Source organism: Rhodothermales bacterium, from assembly GCA_017643395.1.
Classification (GTDB): Bacteria; Bacteroidota; Rhodothermia; order Rhodothermales; family UBA10348; genus JABDJZ01.
Map to the genome: position 1 here is coordinate 15,621 of JAEPNP010000004.1, position 16,765 is coordinate 32,385.

13 protein-coding genes and 1 tRNA gene are annotated in these 16,765 nt (G+C 64.9%); 8 read left to right on the forward strand and 6 right to left on the reverse strand.

Going from position 1 to position 16,765, the window contains the following annotated elements:
* The 4 genes from JJ896_12760 to JJ896_12775 form a co-directional block, all read right to left on the reverse strand.
* Positions 1–1,035, reverse strand: coding sequence for a hypothetical protein (locus JJ896_12760; protein MBO6780518.1), 1,035 nt, complete (start codon positions 1,033–1,035; stop codon positions 1–3).
* A gap of 72 nt (positions 1,036–1,107) precedes the next feature.
* A complete protein-coding gene (locus tag JJ896_12765; GenBank protein ID MBO6780519.1) occupies positions 1,108–2,712 on the reverse strand; it encodes a DUF1501 domain-containing protein in 1,605 nt (534 codons plus the stop codon).
* A 2-nt stretch (positions 2,713–2,714) separates the two neighbouring features.
* Complete coding sequence (locus JJ896_12770) at positions 2,715–4,448, reverse strand: DUF1800 domain-containing protein (GenBank protein ID MBO6780520.1); 1,734 nt, start codon at positions 4,446–4,448, stop codon at positions 2,715–2,717.
* A gap of 98 nt (positions 4,449–4,546) precedes the next feature.
* Entirely contained in the window at positions 4,547–5,953 is a 1,407-nt protein-coding gene (locus JJ896_12775; GenBank protein MBO6780521.1) for a hypothetical protein, read from the reverse strand.
* Between the two features lie 101 nt (positions 5,954–6,054).
* Between JJ896_12775 and JJ896_12780 the strand changes: the two genes are divergently transcribed.
* The 5 genes from JJ896_12780 to JJ896_12800 all read left to right on the forward strand — a co-directional run bounded on the left by JJ896_12780 (position 6,055) and on the right by JJ896_12800 (position 12,401).
* Positions 6,055–8,385, forward strand: a complete 2,331-nt coding sequence (locus JJ896_12780) for a DPP IV N-terminal domain-containing protein (protein ID MBO6780522.1) — start codon at positions 6,055–6,057, stop codon at positions 8,383–8,385.
* A 3-nt stretch (positions 8,386–8,388) separates the two neighbouring features.
* Positions 8,389–10,068 (forward strand): hypothetical protein, encoded by a 1,680-nt coding sequence (locus JJ896_12785; protein MBO6780523.1) that lies wholly within the window; start codon positions 8,389–8,391, stop codon positions 10,066–10,068.
* A 103-nt stretch (positions 10,069–10,171) separates the two neighbouring features.
* Complete coding sequence (locus JJ896_12790) at positions 10,172–10,576, forward strand: hypothetical protein (GenBank protein MBO6780524.1); 405 nt, start codon at positions 10,172–10,174, stop codon at positions 10,574–10,576.
* On the forward strand, positions 10,573–11,613 hold the full coding sequence (gene rsgA / locus JJ896_12795; GenBank protein ID MBO6780525.1) for a ribosome small subunit-dependent GTPase A: 1,041 nt from the start codon (positions 10,573–10,575) through the stop codon (positions 11,611–11,613). The genes JJ896_12790 and rsgA overlap by 4 nt, the downstream gene beginning before the upstream one ends.
* Entirely contained in the window at positions 11,613–12,401 is a 789-nt protein-coding gene (locus JJ896_12800) for a TSUP family transporter (protein ID MBO6780526.1), read from the forward strand. Before rsgA ends, JJ896_12800 begins: the two co-directional genes overlap by 1 nt.
* 10 nt (positions 12,402–12,411) lie before the next feature.
* Here JJ896_12800 and JJ896_12805 read toward each other — a convergent pair whose 3' ends face one another.
* Positions 12,412–13,233 (reverse strand): alpha/beta hydrolase, encoded by an 822-nt coding sequence (locus JJ896_12805; GenBank protein MBO6780527.1) that lies wholly within the window; start codon positions 13,231–13,233, stop codon positions 12,412–12,414.
* A 71-nt stretch (positions 13,234–13,304) separates the two neighbouring features.
* Here JJ896_12805 and JJ896_12810 point away from each other — a divergent pair.
* Together JJ896_12810 and JJ896_12815 are read left to right on the forward strand one after the other, a co-directional pair.
* Positions 13,305–13,381: transfer RNA gene (locus JJ896_12810), tRNA-Arg, on the forward strand.
* A gap of 66 nt (positions 13,382–13,447) precedes the next feature.
* Entirely contained in the window at positions 13,448–13,909 is a 462-nt protein-coding gene (locus JJ896_12815) for a hypothetical protein (GenBank protein MBO6780528.1), read from the forward strand.
* 480 nt (positions 13,910–14,389) lie between these two features.
* On the opposite strand, the gene JJ896_12820 is transcribed toward JJ896_12815, so the two are convergent.
* On the reverse strand, positions 14,390–15,553 hold the full coding sequence (locus tag JJ896_12820) for a T9SS type A sorting domain-containing protein (protein MBO6780529.1): 1,164 nt from the start codon (positions 15,551–15,553) through the stop codon (positions 14,390–14,392).
* Positions 15,554–15,688: 135 nt separating this feature from the next.
* Here JJ896_12820 and JJ896_12825 point away from each other — a divergent pair, with 135 nt between their 5' ends.
* Entirely contained in the window at positions 15,689–16,723 is a 1,035-nt protein-coding gene (locus JJ896_12825) for an FAD-binding oxidoreductase (protein MBO6780530.1), read from the forward strand.
* Positions 16,724–16,765: the final 42 nt, after the last annotated feature.

The following is a 16,765-nucleotide window of genomic DNA, read 5'->3' on the forward strand; positions in this document are numbered from 1 at the left end:
TCAGACCTTGCGCAATCCGGGGGTGCGACCCAGTTCGGGGGCCACGATCCCGTCGAAGTCCGCGAGCCAGCGATCCCGATCGGCGGGATCCATGATGGCGACCTCGAAACCTGCACGGGCGACTCTGGCCAGGCCTGCACGGTCGAATCCCATGGGCCCGGCCAGCATGCGGTATTCGTCCAGCAGCACGTTGCCGAACGAAATCGGGTCATCCGTGCTGACGGTGCAGCGAATGCCTGCGTCCATCAGCCGGGCGATGGGGTGGTCATCATACGCCGATGCGACCTGCAGCTTGACGTTGCTGATCGGTGCCATGTCCAGGGTGACGTCCCGGTCAGCCAGGAGCGCCATCACCTCCGGGTCTTCGGCCGCACGCGCCCCGTGCTGGATTCGTGTCACGCCGAGTACCTCGACCGCCCATCGCACGAAATCCGGACCTGCAAACTCGCCGGCGTGGGCCTTGGTGTATTTGCCTTCATCGCGGGCGCGCGTCCAGTAGGACTCGGCCCAGGGTCCGACGGGAGTGGTTTCCGTCCCGTGCAGATCGATGCCGTCCAGCGCCTGCCACGTCAGCGCATCGTCGATCCACCCCTTTGTGCCCTCGTGGTAGCCGTCATGGTGAATGCCCATGAACAGGCGCACGTGCAGGCCTCGGGGAGCCGCGGACTTGATGGCCTCGGCTACGGCCTTGCCGTCCAGACCAAGGGCTTCGACGACGCCGGAGGCAAAGCTCGTCTCGACGTAGTGCACATTCTGCTTGTACACCAGGCCCTCAAAAACCTGTTTGGCCGCATCGTGGTAGCGCTCGGGAGAGGTATACCAGAGGCCGGCCATGTGCAGCAGTTCGCGCTCGAAATCGGCAAATGACCCGAATCGAAAGTCCTGCCGCCAGGACGCCGGTGGATGCGCGAACTCCTCGGGGGCAACCTTCTGCAACAACTCCAGGGGCAGAGCGCCCTCCAGATGAAGGTGCGTTTCCGTTTTGGGCAGGTTGCGAATGAAGCGGAGCGTGCCGCTGTCGACGTCGAATTCCATGGGCTCCAGGTCGGGGCCGAAAGGTAGCCGATGAGCGCCTCTCGCGCGCGACCGCCGTCCCGGTGCGCGGCCCTAGATTTTCACGAACGTGCGGGTCTCCGTGTGTGCTCCCAGTCGGACTCGCATGAAGTACGTGCCGGCCGGCAGTTGGTCCACCCGGGCCTGCACTTCATGTCTTCCGACGACCGTAAGCGGCGTGCCCGGCGTGAGGACCCGGCGGCCGCTCGCATCGAACACCTCGACGCGGAGCTCGGCGGGAATCGGCGCCTCGAGCGCCACGCGCACTGCGCTTGCGGCCGGGTTTGGGAAGGCCGCTCCGAGCCGGAATCCCTGCGGGAGATCGGACCGCACCGTGGAGACGCTGTCCGAGAAGAGGCTGAGCCGCTCAAACGGTCTGCCCAGCGTCTGGTCGACCAGGCCTTCCGGAACGCGCAGCCACTCCTCGAGCACCGTGGCATAGACCCGGCGGAAGTCGATGATATGCTCGAGGTCGCCAAACTCGTTGACCACGTCGAGGTCAGGCATGATGCCTATGGACGACGACGCCAGACCACCACCGAACAGGAACATGGGGGCCACGGTGGCATGGTCCGTGCCCCGGGCGCCGTTCTCGGCAACGGTGCGACCGAATTCAGAAAAGGTCATGACCAGCACATCATTCGCGCGTCCTCCCGCCTCGATGTCGGCCAGGAAAGCCGTTGTGGCCGTAGCAAACTCGGACAGCAGCGCCGGATGTGCGTCGATCTGAAGTGCGTGCGTATCGAAGCCGCTCAGGCTGACGTGGTAGACCCGGGACCCCAGTCCGCCCTTGATCAGGCGCGCCACCATGGCCAACTGCTCCCCCAGTGATCCATCGGGATATCCAGCCTCATTGTTGCCGATTCCGGCAGCGTCCTGAAGCGCCGCGGCGTACCGGTAGGACTGGTTGGCGATCTCCCTTGTGAGGGACATCAGGCGTCCCGGGCGGGAGTCCGGAACGGCCGTGGGGTCGTAGTTCACCCCACCCTCAGCCAGTCGGGCGAGTTGCTCGGTGTTGCGGAAGCTGGCCCCCACGTTCGCCTGGTCGCCCCGGAACATCATGGCGGCTCCGCCGATCTGGACCGCCAGCGGGCTGGAGGGCGGATCGGCGATGATCGTGGGCCAGTTGGTCTCGACGGCCCGCCCCACCCACCCGGTGCTCAGCATCTGCTCCGAGTCACTGGCCGTGACCCAGATATCCGTGGAGCGAAAGTGCGAGAGATCGGGACTGTCGTACCCCACGGCGTGCACCACCTGCATGGTGCCTTCCGAGAGCCGATTCGCGAGCGGAGCCAACGCATTGTTGAGCCGGAAATCGAGTCCGACATCCAGCGCGTCGGTCTTGGGGATGGACAACACCGGCCGATTTCGGTAGTAGCGATCATCATCGACGGGGATGACCGTGTTCAGGCCGTCATTGCCGCCTTCCAACTGAATCAGCACCAGAACCCGGTCCGAATTTGCGGCCGCAAGCGGATGTATGACCGGCGCACCAAGCACGGCTCTGGCGGGAAGGCCGCCGGCCACGAAGGTGCCAAGGCCTGCGAGGCCCAGCGTGCTCATGAACTGCCGCCGGGTCCACGCTTCGTGATCCCGGGAGTGCGCCGATCCGTCTTCCAGCCGGGCGCCCGTGCGGAGATGCCTGTCGTGACTGCACATGGCTACATCAGCTGGTATTCAGGCCGCTGCACGACACCGCTCAGAAAAAACCGCACCAGGGCGAGCGCGCCCGGATTTGTGATGTCCCATTCGTACCACGGCAATCCGGAAAGCATGTCGGACGCGAGAGCAACCGCCTCCCGCGGCAGTTCCGAGCGCACCGTATCCGGAATGGGGAACTGGACGAGGTCGCCACCGAACCCGGACGGACGCGTGGGCAGGTTCAGATGCTGCCACGGCACGCCGATGAAGTGCTGCACCATGGCGAGTGGCAAATGGAACGCCTGGGTCGCATCCGTAGGCGGCGCGAGCCGATTGCACCACGCGATGAGCGCGTCGTTGGCCTCCTGGCCGCCGAAGTAGGTCAGCCAGGACGAGGAGTTCCAACGCGCCGGCAGCGAGCTTGTATTGAGCCAATCCTGGTGGCCGGTCCACCCCGCCACGTTCGGAGGGAAGAACACCTGTTGGCCTGCTTCGGTCGACTCCCAGTAGAGGGCCTCTGCCAGCGAGCCGCCCATCGGCATGTCGTATTCACGAACCTGCCCGACCAGCAGTTCAATCGGACTCTTGATTCGGGCCCCCACTGTGCCTTCACTGTCCCAGAAGTACTTGGACTGTAGCAGTGTGCGCAGCAGGTTTCCTGTGATCAGCCCGCCGGCCTGGAACTGTTGTGCCATCGCGGCCACCACGTCCGGGTCGGGCTCCTGGTGGGCAAACTCCCGAAAGATCTTCTCGGTGATGAAATGCGCCACCTGCCTGCCACGCACCGTGAATATCAGGTCGACTGCTGTCTTCGCGGTCCAGCCACCAGGCCTCCCGAAAATGGTCTTCGACTCGGTGTCGAACAGCGCCGGATAGAAGTCCGAGCTCAGCGTAGTAAGGTTCACCGTCCACCCCGTCATGGCCCGGGCCAATTCGCTGATGTCGTTCTCGTCGTAGTTCGGCGTGCCCTCCGGGCTGGTGCGTCCCATAGTGAACAGCTCCAGCAGCTCCCGTGCGTAGTTCTCGTTGGGCGCGTGCTTGTCATTCAGGAAGCCGTCCAGGTAGTAGAGCATCGCCGGGTCAATGGTGATGGCATGGATCATCACCTTGAGGTTGCCGAGCGCATGCGTGCGAAGCAGCTCCATGTGCCGCACTGCGAAGGCGGCGAGCTCATACTTGTTGTAGGAGGTCGCGAAGTGGTCGTGCCAGAACAGCATCATGCGCTGCCTGGGGCCGCCGATCGCCCACTCGTTGATGAGGGAGCCCACGTACAGCTCCATCCAGGCATCGTTGAGCTCGAAGAATGCTTCGAAGGCCGCGTCCGAAGCGTGCTCATGGGGAGGCCGCTCATCCGCCCAACCCGGGCGGCGGTAGACCGAGTCGTTGAAGGCATCGCCCAGAACCTGTGCAACGGCCTCGTTTGCGGGCGTACCAATGAGCTGTTCCACATGGCTGGCACGGGCTCCGAAACTGGTGCGCCGCAACAGATGGCGCGCCATGTCCGCCGTCAGCGGTTCCTCAACCGGGGTGAGGTCCGGAGGACTGACGGCCCCGCGCATCCCGATCTCCAGGCGAGCCCGGCGGCCGGCCGGGTCAGGGCCGACTTTCGCGCCGGTCGAACCTGCAGACTTTCCCGCGACCTGATCCCACGGTCTGGACGGAGCCGGCGCCGTGCGGCGCAGGTTGTCCGCCCGCTCCCTGGCGGTCTTGTCGGAGAATCGGCGCTCGCGCCGGAAGGAGGGCTCGTGGCTCACGCGCAGTCTGTCGGTTCCTGCATGAGGGTAGGCTGAAGGGCCCACCTTCGACGCGCGGGGTCAGCCGAGCGGCTGCAATACGAGTCCGAACCGACGATTTAGCGAATCAGAACGACCTGTTTCATTTCCGGCGATTTACCCACGTCCACAAGCAGGAAATACAGCCCGGCCGGGGCGCCGGCGCTCGTTCCCGCGCCCGGATTCCAGCGGAACTCGTGCGGACCCGCCGGAAGGCGCTCATGCAGGAGCGGCCCCCATCGGCGACCCAGCGCATCGATCACCTCGATGCGCACGTCGGCGTCCCGGTCCAGGTGAAACGGGAGGGTTACCGGGCCGGGCGACGGATTGGGATAGGCTTCACCGAGATGAAACGCCTCCGGGACCGGCGTGCCCAACACGGCGGTCGCGGCATCAGCTCCCGTCCATCGATACACCCGTTTTCCCACCGCAAGGGCGAGCGAATCGTGCACGACAATGAACCGGTTCACAGCGCCGTCCAGTTGACCTTCCGGCGAGGCGGTGACGGTACCGTCGTTTGACGATCTGACCTCCGGAGCCCAGTCCAGGAGCTGCGACCACGTGACACCTCCATCGGTGGTGATCGAAGTCACCCCCCGACCGCTGGCCCACCCTGTGCGCTCATCGAGGAATCCGATGCCCTGCAGGCCTGCGCGCGAGACACTGCCGTCCACGTCGATTTCCGTCCAGGTAACGCCAGCATCGTCCGTGCGCAAGACTCGGGCCGGGTGCCCATCGGAGTTGGAAGCGTACTCTATGGAGACGTATCCGGTCTCCGGAGTCGGAAAGGAGATCTTCCATCCCCACTCCCCGTCGGTGCCGGATCGCTTGTCCGACTCGTACACGCGGGTCCAGGTCTGGCCGCCGTCGGTCGTGCGAATGACCACCGCGTTGCCGCGAAGCGACTCGGACGTGCCGCCTACGGCGATGCCGGTCAACTCGTCAAAGAAGTGCACGTCAATCAGCGTGGCTGCTGCCGGCTTTACCGAGCGGCCGGTCCAGGTCTGGCCCCCATTGGACGTCTTGATGACCGTCGCACTGCCGTGGAAGGCGCCCACACCGTAGGCGACGCGGCTGTTGACCACGGACATGCCGCAGATGCCTACCGGCTTGGTTCCTGAAATCCGGTTGGTCACATCGGTCCAGGTGTCTCCTCCATCCGATGTGGCGAACAGCACGGAGCCTGGCGTTTGCACCGTACCTGTAAACACGTTTCGCGGGTCGATCACCGCCAGGGCCCGAAATGCATAGCGGGCACCGGTGTCGAGCTGCAGATCCCAATGGTCGCCGGCGTCGTCCGTGCGCCAGATCTGTCCCCGCGTGTTGACGAGCCAGCCGGTCTCCGCGGTCGCGAACTTGACGTCATCGTGTCTGCCGCGACCGCCCACGGCCTCCGGGCCGGAAGTCGCGGGCACCCAGCGGGCCTGCGCAGATACGTCGCAGGCACAAACGACGACGAGCAGGAACAGAGTGGACGATCGAATCATGCAAGGCGGCCGGTTGAACGGTGCGCATGGTACGGACAGCAAGACCGCATCGCCCGAAAATACCCCGTTTTTGCCCTTCGAGTCCCGCATTACCCCTGCCCATGAAGCGCTCCCTCATTCTCCTGTTGGCGGCCGTGACCGCTCTTCCGGTCCTGGCCCAGGACGTCACCGAAGCCGACTATATGCGCGCCGAGCGCATGCTGCGGCAGCATACGACCCCGATGGTGTACCGCAACGCGGTGTCGCCCAACTGGATGGAAGACGGCACCTTCTGGTACCGCGTTCGCTCCGCGGAGGGCGCAGAGTTTGTGCGGGTATTTCCGGAGGCTCGTCGCAACAAGCGGCGACCTGCGTTTGACCACGCACGGCTGGCGGAGGCGCTCTCGCAGGTGAGTGAGGCGGACTACGATGCCTGGTCCCTGCCGTTCTTCTCGTTCGAATTCCAGGATGGCGATCGTTCGATTGCCTTCACCGCGGAGGGCAGCCCGATGGTCTGCGATTTGCGCAGGTATCGCTGCGAGGCCGGCGAAGCGCTCGAGGAGGAAACCGCGGCCACGCCCTGGTGGAGAAGCACGGATATCGTCTCTCCCGATGGGGCCAGGGAGGCCTTCGTAAAGGATCACAACCTTTGGGTCCGGGACAAGGAGACCGGTGCCGAACGCCAGATGACCTTCGACGGCGAAGAGGATTATGCCTACGCGACCAACAACGCCGGCTGGACCAAGTCGGACCGCCCGGTGGTGCTCTGGTCACCCGACTCCGAGAAAATCGCGACGTTCAAGCACGATGGCCGCGGCGTCTCGATGATGCATCTGGTGAACACCCAGCAGGGTGCACCGGAGCTAGAGTCGTGGCGTTATCCGTTCCCCGGCGACTCGCTGATCTTCCGCATCGAGCGTGTTGTGATTCACGTGGACGATGCGCGAGTGGTGCGCCTGGACATGCCCGCCGATGATCATCGCTCGACCATCACCGACCACATCGTGGACGGCGGTCAATGGGCCGACATCGAGTGGAGCGACGATTCCAGCCGACTGTTCTTCGTGTCCTCCAGCAGGGATCACAAGCGTGCGCTTCTGCGGGAGGCCGACCCTGAGACCGGCTCGGTGCGCGACATCCACGAGGAGGTTGAGGACACCTTCTATGAGTCCGGGTACAACCAGATCAACTGGACCACCTTCCCGGAGGAGAATGAGTTCGTCTGGTACTCGCAGCAGGATGACTGGGGCCATCTGTACCGGCATGATCTGGGCTCGGGTGCCCTGAAGAATCGCATCACGTCCGGCCCCTGGAAAGTGCTCGCCGTACGGAATTGGGACCACGCGGCGGACCGGATTCTGTTTACGGGCGCGGGCCGAGAAGCCGGCGATCCGTACTTCCAGTACCTGTACTCGGTACGCTTCGACGGCTCCGATCTGAAGCTGCTCACCCCGGACAGCCTGAATCACAGCGTGACGTTCTCGCCGGACTACCGGTACTTCATCGACACGGCCTCATCGCCCACCATGCCGCAGGTAATCACGCTGCGTCGTACCGAGGACGGCAGCGCGGTCGTGGAATTGGAGCGGGCGGACATCTCGCAGCTGGTCGCATCGGGCTGGAAGCCGCCGATTCCGTTTCAGGTCAAGGCTCGGGACGGCGAGACGGATCTGTTCGGGCTGATGTACACACCCACCAACATGGATCCGACGCGCAAGTACCCGATTCTGAACTACCTCTATCCCGGTCCGCAGAGCGGGAGCGTTGGCAGCCGCAGTTTCGTGCCGTCCCGCAGTGACAAACAGGCCGTCAGCGAATTGGGATTCATTGTGGTGGAACTGGATGCGATGGGCTCTCCGATGCGCTCCAAGTCCTTCCATGAGGCCTACTACGGCAACATGGGCGACAACGGACTTCCGGACCAGAAGGGAGGCATCGAGCAGCTCGCGGCCCGCCACGCGTTCATGGATCTGGACAAGGTTGGGATCTGGGGCCATTCTGGCGGTGGATTCGCTTCGACGGCCGGGCTGCTTCGCTATCCCGATTTCTACAAGGTGGCCGTTTCCGGGGCCGGCAACCACGACAACGCCACCTACGAGGACGACTGGGGCGAAAAGTGGCAGGGCCTGCTTGAGCGCTATCCGGACGGCACCACCAACTACGACAATCAGGCCAACCATCTCCTGGTGGACAACCTGAAGGGAAAACTGCTGATCGCCCACGGCAGCATGGACAGCAACGTGCCGCCCAACAACACCCTGCTGCTGGCAGAGGCATTGATGAATGCCGGCAAGGACTTCGACATGCTCATCTTCCCGAACAGTCGCCACGGATTCCGGCAGGGTGAGTACTGGATGCGGAGGCGGTGGGACTACTTTGTTCGTCACCTCAAGGGTGTCGAGCCTCCGAAAGAGTTCCAGTTCGGACAGCAGCAACCACGCCAGAGCATGTAGCCTGTGCGTGCAGCGCTTCTTTGCTTGCTGATGATGGGGGCGGCGTCCTGTGCGCCGGCCCCCATCGTGTTTGACGGGGATCCGTATCCGCGGGTGGCCGGAGAGACCCGGGCGCTCGTCCTCTGGGTGCGCTTTGCCAGTGACGATACCGCCTGGCCCGGGGTCACTGCGGCCAATCGAGGATGGCAGGGGCCCGACGATTGGCCTGCGATAGCAGATTCAATCCTGTCGCCGTCCGTCGAACGGCCGACCGGCCTGACCCGCTACTTCCTCGATCAGTCAGACGGGGCGTTTCGCCTTACCGGACGTTCCTACCCGGAGGTTCTGGTGACCCGCGAGCCCGAACGCGCGTACCGGTCGGGCGATGGAACGCTGGATCAGGCGCGGCTGACGCGCGAGCTGCTCGAGAGCGTGGACGCCTCTGATCGGGTGGATCTCGACGACTTCGATGCGGACCGGGACGGCTACATCGACTATCTGTTCGTGGTGGTGCGTCGCATGCAGGAAACGCTGCTTTTCCGCACCCACGCCTTCGGCATCTCAGACCTGGGCTACTCCTCTGAGGTAGCCGAATTCGGCGCGAGCAAAGCGCGCCGGGTGGACCGCCACGCCAGCGGGTCCTATGTGCGCTACGACAACGCCGGAAACATCTTTCCAGAGGTGGACCTGGTCCGCCTGATGGCGCACGAGATCGGTCACGACCTGTGGCGGGGCTTCGTGCATCTGCAGCCGGTAGAACCCGCCGCCGGCATTCCGTCTTTCCCCGATCGCCGGGTGGGCTACGTGCTCATGTCGGGGCCGTCCGATGCTCGTGGCGATGAGACCATTTCGGCCTTCGAGAGGGACCTGCTTGGATGGATTGACTGCCGACCCCTGACCCGGGACACGGTGGTCACCGTGCAGGATCTCTATTCCGGAGACGCCGACCAGTGCTTTACGTACGATGCCGTGCGCCTGTCCCGAACCGGTGGACTTCGGCGCCTGTACCTCAGCAATCGCCAGCGCGTGGGTCCGTTCGACCGGCTCATGGTGGAGCGGCATCCCCAGGCGCGCAGCGAGCAGGGACTCATGGATACGGGCGTTCTTGTGATGGCCACGGAGGGCGACGGGCGCGTGGGCGTGGTGCCGGCGGACGGCAGCCTGGAGTTGTCCCCTCGGGCGGCGCCCTACCGGGGCGATCTCCTGAGGCCCGGCGACCGCCTGACACCTTGGACGCACCCCAACAGTACCGGCTATGTGGGATTTCCCGCGAGCGGACCGCGCGTGCACGAATCCCAGACAGACCTGTTGTACCGCGGTGTGCATGTGCTATCGCGCACGGGCGATGCGCTCACGGTCAGATTCACCACAGACGAGCGACACAACGCCCGTTTCCTGGACAGTGATGTCATTCCGGTGTTGCCGGACCTCGAGTTCAGCGGACTGGCTGTGGTCCGGGGCACCGTTCGGCTGGACGGCAGTGCCCGATTCGACTCTCTGCGTGTGCTGCCCCTGAGTCGCCTGATCGTGAACGGCGCACTCGAGACCGCTCATCTGTCTCTGGGACGTAACTCGATGCTGGTTGTGGACGGCGTGGCACAGGCCTCCGAGGGCGAGCGTGAATGGGGAGCCCGACTGGTGGTCGACGGCGGCCGCATCGTTGGCACACCCCTGGAAAACTGGCTGGCCGAAGACATCCGCTAGGACACCGGTGGCGCAAGTCTGGCGACGGTTTGCCTGCTGGAGCCCGGTAGCCACGTGTCGCATGCGCTACCTACCTTGCATGCACGATCTCTCTGCGAAACCCATGAGACTGCTGTTGACCCTGGCTGTGGCATTGGCCTGGCCGGGCTGCGACTCGAACCTTCCTCCCGTCGACGACGATCAGCCCGAAACCTACCGGGTGCTGTATCGCGTGGAGGGCGATGTGGTGCGCGCCGATTCGGTCAAGTATCAGCTCGGTACCGGCGAGGTGATGCACGCGGAGTCCGTGGACATCCCGTTCGCAGAGACATCCACGTTGCAGCCCGGCACTGTCGCCAACCTCTGGGTGAATGCTACCCCCTTCAACCCGTGGCAGCCCATTCCGAACAAGGAGGTCACCGTAATCGGGTCAATTCTGGTGAACAACGAGGTGGTAGCCTCAGACACCGTGCGGGGTTCGAGGTCCGAGAAGCTGGCCATTTCGCTGACGGCCACCATGCCGCAGTGAGCCTGCTGGAGACGTTCGGGAGGTCGACGTTCGATCCGGCCCCGGCCCCGGACCTGGAGCCCGGGCGGGTGCTCGCCGTGCATCGCACGAATCTGTCCGTGATGACCGAGTCCGGCCTGCGGCAGGCTGAGTTGACGGGCAGGCTGCGCTTCACCGCTGAGACGGAGGACGATTTTCCCGTAACCGGAGATTGGGTCTGGGTGCGCGCACTGGATGACCTGGCCATGGTCTCGGAGGTCCAGGCCAGGCAAGGTGTGCTGCGGCGCCGGAGGCCCGGTACTTCCTCCGGGCTTCAGATCATGGCCTCCTGGGTGGACGTGGCGTTGCTGGTGCACGGGTGCAATCTGCCGGTGAATGTGCGCAGGTTGGAGCGTTTTGCTGCTGCGGTACGGGACGGGGGCATCGAGCCTGTCGTCGTGCTGAGCAAGGTCGATCTACTGGACGATGAGGAGCGCAAAGAGTCCATCGCCCAGTGCGCACATATCGGCCCGGTGGTAGCTGCGAGTTCGGAAGTTTCCGGTGGCTTTCTGGAGGTGCAGGGTCTGCTGGAGGCCGGCCGCACGTTTGTACTGATCGGGCCGTCGGGAGCCGGCAAGACCACGCTGCTGAACGGGCTTTTGGGATCCGAGACGTTTGCCACCGGGGCGGTCCGTGACGTCGACGGCAAGGGGCGACACACGACGACGCGGCGGGAGTTGGTGCAGCTTCCGTCGGGGGCGCTGCTTATCGACACACCCGGGGTGCGCGAAATGGGCATGACCGATATGCAGGGTGGCATCGAAGACACCTTTGATGAGATTGCCGTGCTGGCGGAAACATGCCGGTTTGCCGACTGCCGACATCAGGAAGAGGTCGGGTGCGCTGTGCTGGCGGCCGTGGAGACGGGCGACCTGGCGGCCGAAACACTGGCGGCGTACCATAAACTTGAGCGCGAGGCGGCCCACTTCGAGCGCTCGATTGCGGAACGACGCCGACGGGATCGCGGGTTCGGCAAGATGGTCCGCGAAGTCATGAAGCATAAAAAGGACAGGCGCTGATGGAGTATGTAATCGTCGCGGTCGCGGCCGCTGTGGCCTCCGGGCTGACGATGTACTCCGGATTTGGACTCGGCACCATTCTCCTGCCGGTCTTTGCGCTGTTCGTTCCGGTGGAATGGGCTGTGGCGGCCACTGCGGTGGTGCACGCGGCCAACAATGTGCTGAAGGTGTCCCTGCTCGGCAAACTGGCCGATCGCGACGTGGTCATCCGGTTTGGTGCGCCTGCGGTGTTGGCGGCCTTTCTCGGTGCCTGGCTCCTGGCCGTGGTGGCCGAGATTCCGGGGAGTGTTTCCTGGCAGCTGGCGGGAGTTCAGGGCGAGATCACGGCAATCAACGCCGTCATCGGGGTGCTGATGCTGGGTTTCGCCGTGTTCGAATTGAGCCCGCGATTTGCGGGCGTGGAACTGGATGCCCGATGGCTGCCGGTGGGCGGCGTGCTCTCCGGGTTCTTCGGGGGGCTCTCCGGGCACCAGGGCGCGCTGCGTTCGGCGTTTTTGGCGTCGACCCGCATCACCGCGAAGGCCTTTGTGGGAACGAACGCGGTGATCGGACTGGCCGTGGACCTGATCCGCATCGGGGTGTACGGGGTGCTGGTCTTTGGGGCCGACGTTTCGGTCCTGTTGGGCGGAGCGTCCGGCAACCTCGTGCTTGTTGGCACACTGGCGGCGTTTGCCGGAGTGCTCGTGGGGCGGCGCTACCTCAACAAGGTGACGATGGACGGCGTGCGCAGACTCACGGGCGGCATGCTGCTTGTCATTGCAGTGCTCCTGATTGCGGGGGTGGTGTAGCCGACGGTGTCTACCGAAGCCGGCTGTGGAAGGCGCGGAACGCATCGACCACCTGCTCCGGATTCTCGACCTGGGGATAGTGCCCCACGTCGAGGCGAGTCACGTGCACGCCGGACTCGAGGGCCTCGACCGCATCGGCCACCGCCTCGCCTGACACGGGATCGTGCACGCCGCAGATGAGCTGCATCGGCACGGGAGGGTGCCGCAGCGGCTCCATCCATCGGTCCGCATGGCGTTTCCGTTCGTGCAGATAGCGGATCACGTAGGGCAACGACGCACGGCCGCCTCCGGCCAGCAAGGTCTGCCAGCTTTCGTGGAGAAACTGCTCCGATGGCGCCGTGTGCGGACCGAAGATTCGGTGCATGTTGCGCCGGAACAGGCGCTCGGAGGCGACGCGTGCCACCAGCGGACCAGCGGGCCCGGCAAGGAGTTTCTGGATGGGTCTGGGTCGATAGGCGCCCGGCACAATCCCTCCGTTGAGCATGACGAGCGACTGCCAGTCCCGGTCGCGGTGCAGGAGTTCCAGCGCCACCGTGTTTCCCAGGTCGTGGGCCAGCATGTGCGCACACGGGACACCGTGGCGATCCATCAGTTCGAGGGCGATGTCCGCGATCTGCGGGATCGTGACGTGCCGGCGGGGCTTCTCCGACCGGCCGAGTCCCGGAAAGTCGAAGGCGAGCACGCGGAAGTCCCGTGTCAGTGCCGACCAGATGGGATCCCAGTCCGCGGAGGAGGTCGGGAAACCGTGCAGCAGAAGCAGGCCGGGACCCTGGCCGCCGATGCGGAGGTGGAGGGTGAGGCCTTGCACGGTCACTGCCGCGTCAGCCGGCATGACTCCAGCGAACTTTCATTTTTCCAATCCAGGCCATCTCCGTATAATATGACTCTGCGCCCAGCGCACGTGTGCCCGTAGCTCAGCTGGATAGAGCGGCTGACTACGGATCAGCAGGTCAGGGGTTCGACTCCTCTCGGGCACGCCAAAAAAGGGCCTCTCATGGATCATGAGAGGCCTTTTTTCGTTTCAGCAATGACTAAGAAACATTGCGATGCCCATCTCATCAACCAAGCGCTGTGGCCGTTGCGCACGCATCAAGTCACGAGAGGAGTTCCATCGAAATCGTGCTCGCAAGGATGGCCTTCAGAGTGCCTGCAAGGAATGTCAGCGCTCATATGTCCAGGCGCATTTTGATGCAGATCCCGCGTACTACCGCAAGAAGGCATCCAAACGCAACCGGGTGGTCCGGGCCGATATCCGGAAGCTGATTCGGGGAGCGAAGGCCGTTCCGTGCTCGGACTGCGGGGTGCGGTACCCCTACTACGTGATGGACTTTGACCACGTACGAGGCAAAAAGCGCTTCAACGTTGGCGAAGGCCTTGCGACACACTCACCTGCCGTCGTTCGGCGTGAGATCGACAAATGCGATGTTGTCTGTGCCAATTGCCATCGCACGCGCGAACATGTCAAGCGCGTCCGCAAGCGGGCAGCACAGGGCTGGCCCGAGGACTAAGCGAGGCATCTGCGTTGGTGATCCGGAGACATTCAGCCTCTTCCATCGGTGGGATGGTGCCCATCCAAGGCTGAGCGTCATGCCCGCTGACAGGACCCCGCGCGCTAGGGGCCACGGCCCCGGCTCCGACATGGAATCGTGGGCGTCGTTTACACGTGTCGGCCGCTTCGATCGCACCCGACGTGGAAAAAGCAGCCCCAGTCGACTACCGACGTGCCTTTCGGGGGCTCGAAGTGGAAAACCGGCCCCTGCTTGCACTTGGCGGCGCAGGGGGCAGCCGCGAGGGCCGACGCGGGGCCCTCGACGCACCTCGCGGTCGCGGCTCCGGCCGGCTGCACATGGTCGCGCACCAGCGCCCGCGTCCCAGCGATCGCGGCTCCGGCACCAGCGCCCGCGGGCGGCCGCGGCTCCGGCGCGAGCGATCGCGCCCCAGCGCCCGCGGCCTCGCCGGCGGCTTCGATCACCTCCCCAGGTGCCCGCCTACCGCCGCACCACCTTCACCGCCGGCAATCCGGGGCCGACCAGGAAGTACACCCCGGCCGGCAGGGCCGACAGGTCCGCGCTGCGCGAAGCGGCGGGAATGCGGCCTCGCTCGCGTCCAAGCACATCAACGATAGCGAGTTCTACGGGGAGTGCGGCAAGCCAGACGCGGCCGGCCGTCGGGTTCGGGTACACCGCGAGATCCGGCAGCGACTCCGGCACGGCAACCGATACAGGTGCGACGACCGACAGATACACGGTCGCCTCATTGGAGACGGCCGATGCGGGTATGTCCCCCATCGCAACGATTTCTCCGGTGATATGCAGGTCTGCGGTATTTCCGGAGAGGTCCACCGACTCCTGAAGGTCCACGTTGAGGATGAGCCGCTCCTCCCCACCCACACCGGGCCCCAACAGCCCGGCCAGCTCCGTGGTGAGCGACGTATCAAACTGCTGGTCCCCAGTCGGCACGAGTCCACCGAGCGGACCAGAGCCCGTGACGCCGACCTGACCGGCGACGCCCACCTCGTTTCCGGCCTGCTCAAACAAACCGGCAAAGCCCGGCACCACCGCTGCGCCCGGGTGAGGCAGGGAAAGCCGAATGCCGCCGGCCGCCGCGTCCAGGGTCACGGTGAGCACAGTCAACCCCAGGTCCCCATAGTTGAAATCCAGGGTTGCCGCGGCCGAGTTCTGAAGATCCAGCCCCCGGACCTGGAGCGAATCAAACGGTGCGCGATCCGGCCAGGCTGCCGCCGCAACGGTCCCCTCGATGAACAGCTGCTCCTCATCGGACGCCGTGCCGACATTCGGCAAGGTCAAGTCCACCTGGAAGGTCAGCGAAGACGCGGCCGTGTCTACCGTCATCACAGCCTCCGGCACGGTGCTGAACCGGTAAATCAGGCTGTCCGGCCCGATGTAACCCATATCCGGCCGGTAGACCAGCGAGTCCTCTACCACCGTCAGGGTGCCGTGTCGCGGCCCTGAAACCACCTCGAGCAGCACGGGTCCGCCACCGGAATCGTCGTTCCGCAGCAGGTCTCCTGCGGCGAGCGCCAGCTCCACCCCCGTCTCGGTCTGCAGCGTATCGGACCGGGCCTCCTGAGCCCCCGCGTGCGGAGCGCAGATGCCCCACATTGCAATAACGGATATCCATATCCTTCTCATGGGGCTGCAATTGCCACCCGGTGGCCGCGTTCCCGCGCGCGCTGCTCTGCCACCCCGTTTCCGCATTCCCGAACGCCGATCTGCCGGTGCCCAAGGCCCGACCGCATTCTCCCCCGTCCACCCGATATTCCCGGTATGGAAGAACCCATGGTGGTCGTCGGCGGAGGGCTCGCGGGGCGTGCGGTGGCAAGCGCCATGACCGGACGGTGCCCGCTCATCTGGGCGGACAGCCCATCGCCCGAATCCGCGACTCCGGCCGCTCAGGCGCTTCTGGCGAACCCAATGATGTCCCAGAAAGCCAACCCGGTCTGGCGCGCCCGCGAGGCGATGGAAGCGCTCGGTGAATGGCACAGCGAGCACGGCGTGGAACCCGTGGCCCGAGGTGTCTTGCGGCCTGCCCGAGACTGGAAGCAGATGGACATCTTCCGGGGCCGCTCGGAACGCCACGCCGACCTGGCCAGCTATCACTCACAGGCCGAATCCCGGGAGCGATGGCCGTTCCTCCACGCCCCACACGGCACCCTGTTTGTCCCTTCCGGACTGGCATTCCGGCCTGAGGACTTCCGGAGCCCATCGCCCAGTCGAGCCTGGAAACTCACCGGATTCGCCGAGGCTGCCGGAGAGGTTACGTCCACCTTCGAGACGCCGGACGGCCCGGGCACGGTGCGCAGCGGCGTACTGGTTCTGGCGATGGGATCCGCGCTGGCCACGATGCCTGGTACCGCTTCCCTGCCATTGCATCCGATCAAGGGGCAAACGGCGCACACGCCCGTGCGTCTGCCGGAGCGCGCACCATGCATTTCGGGCGGTGGCTATACGGTGCCCGTGCCGGACGGGACCGTTGTTGGAAGCACATTTGAACACCAGTTTGAGGACCCCCACCCCAACCCGGCCGCTGCCCGGGATCTCGTGGCACGCGCCGCGAACAACCTTCCCCTGCTGGCCGATGCGCCCGTGGACCGTATGCGGGCAGGTGTGCGAGTCACGGTGCCAGGAACCAGGTTGCCGATGGTCGGGCCGCTTCCGGGGCACAGCCGGGTATGGATCGTCACCGGACTGGGCTCCAAAGGCCTGTTGATGTCGGCGCTCATTCGCCGTCATTTCGCCGATTGGCTCGCTGCACCGGACTCCATCCCGCACGAGATTCGCGTCCGGGAGAGATCGGCGTGAAGAAAGCGGTTCCACGCAGTGTTTTGGCTAGGCAGGGCCTGA